Origin of the sequence: Infirmifilum sp. (assembly GCF_049970975.1) — an archaeon.
Lineage (GTDB): Archaea > Thermoproteota > Thermoprotei > Thermofilales > Thermofilaceae > Thermofilum > Thermofilum uzonense.
The window spans coordinates 1-9,398 of sequence record NZ_JBMFLX010000047.1; the positions used below are offsets into that span (position 1 = coordinate 1).

Here is a 9,398-nt window from a genome sequence, read left to right on the forward strand (position 1 = left end):
CCCCATCTTCTTCCAAGATCCCTTCTTTCACTGTCCGCCTCTCTCTCACAGCGTAGATGATTGACCCCGCCACAGTAACTAGGCCCAGGATAAGGCTAGTATAGCCCACCTCGTTCCCATACGCTAAGGCTAATAGAGAGAAAAAGATTGTATAGAAGCCTAGAACAAGGGAAATCCTAACCAACGGGGACATCCTCACCGACCAGCTCACTGGCCCTATGGCATAGTACTCTCCTGTGGTTAATCTGAACAATAGGCGGTGGCTCGGTAAAGCACTTCTCAATGGCAAATGGGCACCTATCCGCGAAGACACAACCCTTTCCTTGGATCCTGCTCCTTGTGCTTAGTAGCAGGATCTTCCTTAGCTTTTCATCATCTCCCCTCCTGGACAAACTGGGGGCTATGCTTAGCAGGATCTTGGAGTACGGATGAATAGGCTTTGCAAGTATCTCGGATGCGAGGCCCTCCTCAACTACATGGCCCTTGTACATCACGAGAAGCTTATCCTGGGGATCGGAGATGTACTTGACGGAGCTCAGCTCGTGAGTGATGTAAAGTATGTTCATTCCCATCTGGGATCTTAGGCTTCTCAGAAGGTTAAGTATCGAGGCCTTCATCGAGACGTCTACCATTGAGATCGGCTCATCGGCCACAAGGACTTCCGGATTGGGAATTATAGCCCTAACGATGCAAAGCCTCTGCCTCATACCCCCTGAGAGATGATGCGGATACTTGTTAAGGAAGTATTCAGGAGGAGTGATATTTGCAAGCTCCAGGAGCTCTATAACTCTTTCCTTAACCTGGTTTCTGCTGAGTCCCTTTTCGTACATCTTTACGACGGATGCAAGCGTTTCATAGACTGTTTTGACGGGGTTAAGAGCTGCGTAAGGATCCTGGTATACATACTGTATCTTCTTCTTGATCTCCATGAATCGCTTAGGCGGCTCCATCCATGGATCAACACCTTTGTAGAGTACCTTTCCCGATGTTGGTTTTTGGAGTAAGGCAACGACGCGTCCCAGAGTAGTTTTACCGCTACCACTCTCCCCTACGATGTTAATTATCTGGCGGGGTCTTAGCTCGAGGCTTGTCTTGCCTAGGGCTTCAACGCTTCTCCTACGTGTCTTGAAGACCACGCTCACCTCGTTGAGGCTCTCAATAACTTCATCCCTTGTAGAGGTGGCATGCGACACGTCTATCACCTAGCTTCAACATTGGGGGCTCAACCCGTTTACAAATATCCTTAACATAGGGGCACCTAGGATGAAATACGCATCCCTGGGGTTTATGCCCAACGAGAAGACTGGGCGGGTTACCTGGGATAGATTTGACTTCCTCGCTGGATTTGTCCGTTGTTATAAGTGAATCGATGAGCGCCTTCGTGTATGGATGCAGTGGGTCTTTGAGTACCTGCTCGATGGAGCCAACTTCCACTATTTTTCCACCATAGTATATGGCGATCCTGTGTGCGAGGCCTATAAGGCTCTCAACGTCATGCGTCACGTAAACCATGGTGGTCCCGTACTTAGTGTTTATTTCCTTTAGATTAGCTACGATGGATCTCTGCGTTATCAGATCGAGAGCTGAAACCGGCTCATCGAGTAACACGAGTTCAGGCTGAGTGGACAGGACAAGGGCTATTACGACCCTTTGCTTCATCCCCCCGCTAAGCTGGTGTGGATAAAGGTTCAGGACATTGGGGTTAAGATGCATAAGCTCGAGGTATTGTATGGCTCTATTCTCCATCTCAACCTTGTCAAGGTCAGGGTAATGAGAGCTCAACGTCTCATAGAAGTGGTCACGCACCCTGTAGAAGGGGTTCAAGGAGTTCTGAGCCGCCTGAAAGACAAATCCTATCCTAGTGCCGAGAAGCCTTCGAAGCTCGACATCGGGGAGCTTCAAGAGATCTACGTTTCTGTAGAGAACCCTTCCAGACCTTACGATAAAGTTCAAGGGTCCTACACGGGTTATGGCTTGTAAAAGGGTGGTCTTGCCGCTCCCACTCTCTCCTATTATGCCTAGAAGCTCTCCCTGCCTAACCTCGAGGGATACGTTGTCCACAGCTCTTATGAGCCCCTCCCTTACCAAGTAGTCGGCCGTAAGATTCTCGATGAGAAGTATAGGTTCACTCATAGGCTTTCAACCTCGGTATCCAAGTTTCCTCAAGGTACCTAGCGAATTGCGTGAAAGACCACTCGGTCATTATTATAGCAGCCAGGGGCGAGAACCAGTGCCAGAACCCGGAAGGTATGAAAAGGGAGCGCGCCTGGAAATAGGCGACGTTCAGCATTGTCCCCCAGTTGTACGGTGACCATGGCATGAGCCCCAGGAAAGATATGCCGACAACAACGAAGATTGCGCCTCTGAATAGCCTTATGTACTCGATCGCTATGTATGGAGCCACCAGGGGCAAGACCTCCCTGAATAGTATCCTCAGCCTGCTGAAGCCCAGCCCCCATAAAGCCTCCACGAAAGCCTCACCTTTAACCTGTATTATCCTGGCTCTCAATCCTCTAGCGAAGCCTGGCCACATGGTGAGCGAAGCTGTCGCGGTCACTGTTACCGGGTCAAGCTTCCCAAATATGCTCGTAAGTATTAGGATCAGTGGGAATGAAGGAGTCAGCAGTATTATGTCTGTAAGTGTCATCAGTACGCCGTCAATGTAGCCGCCCGCGTAGCCTGCTAGAAGACCTATAACGGCTCCGATACTTATAGCGATTGAGGCTGTCACTAGCCCTGAGAAGAGTACGTCGCGCGATCCCAAAATGACTTGTTTAAAGATGTCTCTACCCATATGATCCGTCCCCAGCAAGTGTTCTAAAGAGGGAGGGCTGAAGATCTTCGTGGAGTCAACCTTTATATCCCTGAGGGGGTCTATGAGAAATTGACCCAGAAGTCCCGCGGCCACGAAGAGTACAACCCCTATGAAAGCGAAGCTTGAGGTCCAGCTTCTCGCTAAACCCTTAAAAAAGTATTTAGTGCCTTCGAACCTACTCATAGAACCTCACCCTTGGGTCGAGTAACGGGTAAAGTAGATCCGTAACCATGTTTGCAAGCGTCAGGAGGAAGATCTGTGTAAGGAAGAGCCCCTGGAGGAGGATATAGTCGTGTCCATTATAGCCTTCAAGGAACAGATAACCCATCCCTTTATAGGCGTATATCTGCTCTATGATCAACGCGCCACCCAGAATCAAGCCAAACGCGATAGCTAATCCAGCGACCATTGGTAGTAAGCCAGCCCTCGCAACATACTTCCTCACTATTATCCTGTCGGGTATACCGCGGGCTTGGGCGAATAGTACGTAATCCTCTCCTAGGACTGAGACAACGGTATAACGCATAACCATGTACCAACCGGCCATCGCAGGAATTGCGTAACTAAGGGTTGGCAGCACAGCATGCCTGGCGACACTAAGTATGTACTCGGGGTAAAAGCCCGGAGTCAGCGAGGGGTCTGCTGTCCCGTAGACAGGGAATAATCTCAAGTATACTCCGAGAAAGAAGACGAAGAACAGGGAAAATAGATAGCTTGGTGTTGAGTCAAGAACCGTGAATAGTGTTAGCAGTGCTGCGTCTGTCTTTTTCTCCCTCCTTAGTCCACTAAAGGCCCCGATTAGTCCTCCTAGGACGAAGCCTATCAGTATGCCTGGAACAGCTACCAGTAGAGTCCATGGGGCGCTCTCCGCTATAAGCTCCACTACAGGCTTGTCGTATACTATTGATCTTCCCAGATCTCCTCTGGTGATGTGGCTCAGATAAAAGAAGTACTTCTCGTAGAGGCTTGCATTCAGCGGTACTAGGAGGTACATTGACTTGGCGGTCTCGTAGGCCTGAGTATAGGGCATGTTATACTTGATTATGAACTCCCTGGCCTTGATCTCTATGGGGTCGCCTGGCATGTTGGCAACTAGTAGGAAGGATACGTGGAAAGCGAAGATCAAGGTAGCAATGGCATAAGCTGAGCGACGCAAAACATAGCTCTTAAAAGAAGCCATAAAAACACCAGAGAAAAAAATAATTTATTTTTTTCAATATCCTTTATCCCGAGACAGGCTTTATAATGCCTTTGCGTATCATCAACACTATCATTTTTGGCTCGCCGCCGCCGATCCAGGCCGAGTATATCGGGTTGTAGCCGCTGATCCACCCTGTAGCCCTGATCCCGTCTACCGCAAGCCACATCATCTTCTTCTGGAAGTAGCCTATACCTGGGAGCCACTCGTTAGTTATGTAGGCTAGCGTCTTGAGTATCTCCTTCTTCCTTGCCGGATCATTCGTCTGCATGTACTCAGTAATAAGCTGTTTGGTGTCGTACTTCTTACCATCGATCTCGATGACGGGCCAACTGCCGTAGCCCATCCACCGTGGTGGTGCCGGCCATCCGAGGTCGCCGTAGATGGAGATATACGGGTTTATCGGATCCGCTATGTAATTCATTATTATTATGGTTCGTACGTCAGCCATTATGTCGTAGTCCCCGCTGTCATATACCTCCCAGATCTTGCCCAACGGTATTGGGTCGTAATTCACCACGAACCCGAAGTCCTCGAGTATGGACTTGAGAGCCTCGGCGGGCATGCTTTTCTCCTTGTCTGGGACATACGCTCGAAGCCTTATCACGAAGGTCTTTCCGTCAGGGCCAACCCATTTCCCGTCTGCGCCGCGCTTAAAGCCGATCTCTTTGAGGAGTGATTCGGCCTTGGCTGGGTCTATGGAGTATTTTGTAAAGCCGGCTAGCTCGGACTCGGTGAAAGCGAGGTTAAGGTAGGAGGGCATTATGCCTATCTGGTACTCGACGGGTATGACGTACTTCCCGAATGTTAGCTCGGCGATCTTCTTGGTATCAATTATATATGCGAGGGCCTTCCTAAATCTAACATCGTTATATGGCCATTTCCTGAAGTTGAACATAAAGGCGTATTCGGCTGGGTCGTAGCTTATTCCTAGGACCAACTTTCCTCCAAGCTGCCTCAGTGAGGCATTGATAGCATCCAGCATAGCCTGCGGAGTAGGCACCTGTCTGAAATCAGTCAATCCTGCGGACATAGCGGTCCAGATGACTTCTTGGCTCGTCAACCTAGGCGTTAGCACGAGCCTGTCGAAGGTGAAAGCGTCAGCCATGTAGTGCTTGCTGAACTTCTCAAGGATTATAGCGTCGGGCGTCTCCTTTACAAACTTGTACGGTCCTGTCCCTATAGGCGTCATAGGCTTTGAGATCTTCTCGGTGAGGGCCTTGAGCTGGTCGTCATACGGCTTGCCCTGTCTCCTCAGATCTATTATCTTCCTGGCCTCGTCCAAGTACTGGCCGAAAATGTGGTAGGGGGCCACCTGGTACTCCTGCAAGAACTCGTTAACCATCGCCGGTGTCCACGGTTTGTTAGCCTCAAGCCTCATGGTGTAATCATCTATAATGTTTATCTTCTCGACCTCGAGCAGCCAGCCGTATAGAGCCTGCCTGAGAATAAGGAATGTCTCAACGTCTTTTGCGGTGAATGGCTTCTCGTCATGCCACAGGACTCCCTTCCTCAGCCTGATCTCCAATACTTTACCGTCGACCTTCCAGCTTTCAAAGGCTGCGGGGATCCACTCGCCACTGTCGACTATCACGTAGGCTCCAGGCTCATAAATGTACCATCTGACCTCGGCTAAGCCATCCCATGATCCGAAGGGGTTGCCATGCCATCCCATCCAGTAGGCTGGTATTCTCAGCTCGTGAACTTTTTGCTGTGACTGTGGAGTGGACGCGGGTGGTCGCATCATAAGTAGGGCAGCGGCCACAATCACTACTATGATGACTCCAACTGCTATTAGAAGAGTCGTCCTTTTCATGCCCTTAACCTCTTTTGCATTCATATGCTACTCAAAAATGGTAGCTAAACAGTTATATTTATACTTTACTACCAATCACTAATATAATGTAATGTCATGCAAATACACTTCAAAAGTTTTTAAATATCAGAATATATTACCCTTGATTAAAAAACACAAAAGGGTTAACTAGGCGATTACTTTAATACGTATACCTTCAAAGTCCTCATAAATCGCTCCTTTTCCGCCCACAGATATACGTCCATATTTATCTGTATCCACAATAATTGAAGTTATGTTCCTCAACTTATCAATCTTATAGTCAACAAGCACACCCTTAACCACCTCGTACCTACGATCTCGAACCCAGAAACCCTCAATCTCCACTACAAGGGGTACCCCTCTCTCCCTAGCTTTAAGGAACAAGCCTATTACGCGGGCGAGAGTTCTGTAAGTCTTTTGCTTCCAGGTTATCGGGTTCTCATAGAGAGTCTCTGACGACTCTAGCATCCCAAGATAATACTCAACTATAATCGAGAGAATCTCTATATCTTCGACAACGTATGCAAACATGTTCTCCCTGTTCGGGGAAGGCTTCACTATGACCGCTCTCTTCAAATCTGATATGAAGAGCGAGGGGGCGAACGTAGGCTTATACCTCAGCTCATCTACCAGTTTGTACATTTCCTCGAAGGTCTTATCAGTGATAATTAAACACAAGGATAAACCCTCAAGCTTAGACCTAACAGCCTGCGTACTGGCGAGTCTCCTAAATAGATCTGGATATGTGAACACTAGTAACTCGTCCTCAGTAGACAACACCAGGTTTTTCACCTCCGAGAGCACCCCTCTTTCACCTTTCACAAGCCAGATCGCTCCCTCAGTCAACTCCTCGACTCCCCGCCTAGTCAAAGTATTGATCAAGGAAAGAGTTTCATCGAGTAAGCCCGTCAATGCCTTATACTCGCCCTCAAGGTAATCACGGAGCGCTATCTCAGGATTTATCAAGGAGACACGTAATGGCTTCGTACGGCTTACCTTTACAAGACCTTTCGCTTGCAGGCTTTCCATCACGTCATACAGGCGTGGCTGTGGGATCTTGGCTGCCTTTACAAGATCCATCGAGGACAGGGACCCGTATTTAAGCAAGGTCACGTAAACCCTTGCCTCGTAGCTGGAAAACCCCAGTCTTCTAAGCCTATTCATGATCTCTTGGTCCATCATGCCTGTCACCTATGGGTAGAACCACCTACAAACTAAAGTCGGATATAGTTTTAAATTAATATACATTAGTGAAAATGAACAATTGATGATTATTTTTCTCTACAATTCGAGACCTCTAATCTTTTGCCCCTCCAGGCTACTCTTAGTTTTACTCTCAGCGCGTCGCTGCATAAGGGTTCCTGTTCAAGCTCGTCTCCGTTAATCCTCAGCCCTAATAAGCCATGAAGGACCACCATCCATATACCCCCCGCCGCTGCCACGTGAAAGCCCCCATCACTGTTAGCGTAAAGGTTTTCAAGGTCTGTCTCGAGGCTTTTCCTGAAAAGGTACTCCCATTCCGGCTTCCTTAGGAGCAGTGCAGCGAGAGTGTAAACAGGTAGGGATAGGGACGACTCGTTTGTCGTCAAACGGAAGTAGTAGTCATAGTTTGCCTCCAGCATATCCCTATTCGACCCACCAAAGATATTTTGCAAAACGAGGGCGAGCACAACATCAGCCTGCTTGACCACTTTAGATTTTGCGGCCTGAGACAATTCTTCCATGGAAAGCCTCCTTACCAGAGAGTTAACCCTTGGGAAATCGGACAAGTCGAAGAATCCGCTAAACTCCTCGATAACCTTACCCTTACGCCTGCCTAGGAAAATCCTCGAGGCGATCCTTCGCCAGTTTTCGGCCTCGTCCAAGCTCACATTTAAATCGCGTAGTAGCTCCTTGTAGCGATCATCGCCGAGTACTCTCTCGACGTGGTGTGCCGCGAGCTCAAGGTTGAGCTTTGCAGTGTAATTGGTGTAATATGAGTCGTCAACGTTGACATGATACTCATCTGGTCCAATCACCCCCCTTATGCTGTACGACTCCTTTGTTTCGTCGTATGTAACGCGGCTTGCCCAGAACCTTGCCGTCTCTACCAGTAGCTTCAACCCACATTTCCTCATAAACTCCTCGTCTCTCGTCACTCTATAATAAAACTCAAGAGCTAGAGCTATATCCGACGTGACATGGATTTCCTGTTCACCCGTGAGTATCTCAACACATTTACACTGTGTTAGATCGGTCGGGATAAGCCTAGGCGTCGACTCATAGCCATCGTCGACCCCCTCCCATGGGAAACGGGCACCCATGAAACCCGTTCTCGCAGCGTACTCCATAGCCTGTTTAAGGGTGCGACACCTATACTCGAGCACCCTTCTCATCGCCTCCGGGTAGAGTAATGAGAGGAATGATGCAAGGTAAAGATCCGTGTCCCAGAAAATATGTCCTCTATATCCATGGCCGTGGAGCCCCCTCGTGGAAATCATGAGTTCCTCCACGCTATCGTCTATGAGCTGTAGAAGGTGATAGGCGTAAAACGTCACGCCACCTGCCATGTACTCGTCACCACTCACTTCCAGCCCTATGCGGTCCCATCGACTTCTCCAAGCCTCAACGTGGGATCTCCTCAAATCCTCCCAATCCCTTGCATCCGGAATGCTTTCCCCGGCTGCGCCAAGCAAGGCAAGCTTTGTCACATTTATCTCCTTACCTTTTATGATGAAGCCAGAGGATCTGTTAGTCACGAAGGGTAGAGGTTCTGATCCTTCCTGGATTTTAACGATTATCCTCAACCACAACTCTCTCCCATCCCGCAGCTTGTAGCTTACACGCACTTCATCACGGCCGAAATCCGTCCTAGCCCTGACGAGATGCTCATAGTACGTCTCGCTCCCCAGGAAAGGGTTCAACGGGTCGTCAACCCCTATAACTAGGCTCATCTCCGAGCCCGACACAACGTTGATTCTCTGAGCATAGAGGTTCCTGTAAAGCAGGTGCGCCAAACTCTCACTCGAGTAACTTACACCCCCTTGGAGCACGCCCTCTACGCGTAGTAAACCTTCCCGCATATCCAGCCTTCTAACCAGGTGTTGTATCTGAGAGCCCGCGCCCACCAAGTAGTTCCCGTTTAGCCTGGGCAGGACAACTAGCTCCCTCCTCCATATAGGAACGTCCTCATAGAAACCAGCTAAATACGACCCTGCGGTAGAAGAGGGTGCAAAGTCGAGATCGCCACGCACCCCTATCCTCCCATTAGCCAACGTGAGAAGGGTTCCTATCCAGCCCTCCTTGTCAGCTTCATACCCCTCGACCTCTAGGGAAAATGGTCTCACCTTGACCCGCATAGGCCCAACATCACCTCCGGGTCGACAAACCTGAAGGACTCAATTACGAGCCGTGCGCCATACCCTAGGAGCCTTTTATCCTTATACCCTACAGGAATAACTCCAGCCTCAAGAGCAGCTCTGATACCCGAGGGTGCGTCATCTATTGCGACAGCGCAGTCGAACTCTCCAGCGGCCCTTAAGCCATTCCTAAACACTTCGCTCTTAGTA

Annotated in this window: 8 protein-coding genes and 1 pseudogene; all 9 read right to left on the bottom strand. The window is 49.2% G+C overall.

The window, feature by feature from the left end; translation table 11 throughout:
* On the bottom strand, positions 1–184 hold a 184-nt coding region (locus ACP5KC_RS07020), incomplete at its 3' end, for a hypothetical protein (protein WP_428287068.1).
* Positions 177–1,193 carry an ABC transporter ATP-binding protein gene (locus tag ACP5KC_RS07025; RefSeq protein ID WP_273434528.1) on the bottom strand — a complete coding sequence of 339 codons (1,017 nt, stop codon included), beginning with the start codon at positions 1,191–1,193 and terminating at the stop codon, positions 177–179. The genes ACP5KC_RS07025 and ACP5KC_RS07020, both read right to left, overlap by 8 nt.
* Entirely contained in the window at positions 1,165–2,133 is a 969-nt protein-coding gene (locus ACP5KC_RS07030; protein ID WP_428287069.1) for an ABC transporter ATP-binding protein, read from the bottom strand. Before ACP5KC_RS07030 ends, ACP5KC_RS07025 begins: the two co-directional genes overlap by 29 nt.
* Positions 2,126–2,998: an ABC transporter permease gene (locus ACP5KC_RS07035; protein WP_273434524.1), complete on the bottom strand. Its 873-nt coding sequence runs from the start codon at positions 2,996–2,998 to the stop codon at positions 2,126–2,128. Before ACP5KC_RS07035 ends, ACP5KC_RS07030 begins: the two co-directional genes overlap by 8 nt.
* On the bottom strand, positions 2,991–3,995 hold the full coding sequence (locus ACP5KC_RS07040; RefSeq protein ID WP_273434523.1) for an ABC transporter permease: 1,005 nt from the start codon (positions 3,993–3,995) through the stop codon (positions 2,991–2,993). Before ACP5KC_RS07040 ends, ACP5KC_RS07035 begins: the two co-directional genes overlap by 8 nt.
* 43 nt (positions 3,996–4,038) lie before the next feature.
* Entirely contained in the window at positions 4,039–5,853 is a 1,815-nt protein-coding gene (locus ACP5KC_RS07045; protein WP_428287070.1) for an ABC transporter substrate-binding protein, read from the bottom strand.
* Between the two features lie 144 nt (positions 5,854–5,997).
* Positions 5,998–7,032 carry a TrmB family transcriptional regulator gene (locus ACP5KC_RS07050; protein ID WP_428287071.1) on the bottom strand — a complete coding sequence of 345 codons (1,035 nt, stop codon included), beginning with the start codon at positions 7,030–7,032 and terminating at the stop codon, positions 5,998–6,000.
* An 89-nt stretch (positions 7,033–7,121) separates the two neighbouring features.
* Positions 7,122–9,188, bottom strand: coding sequence for a hypothetical protein (locus ACP5KC_RS07055; protein WP_428287072.1), 2,067 nt, complete (start codon positions 9,186–9,188; stop codon positions 7,122–7,124).
* A pseudogene (locus ACP5KC_RS07060) lies at positions 9,173–9,398 on the bottom strand (hypothetical protein); the annotation flags it as partial. The gene ACP5KC_RS07055 and the pseudogene ACP5KC_RS07060, both read right to left, overlap by 16 nt.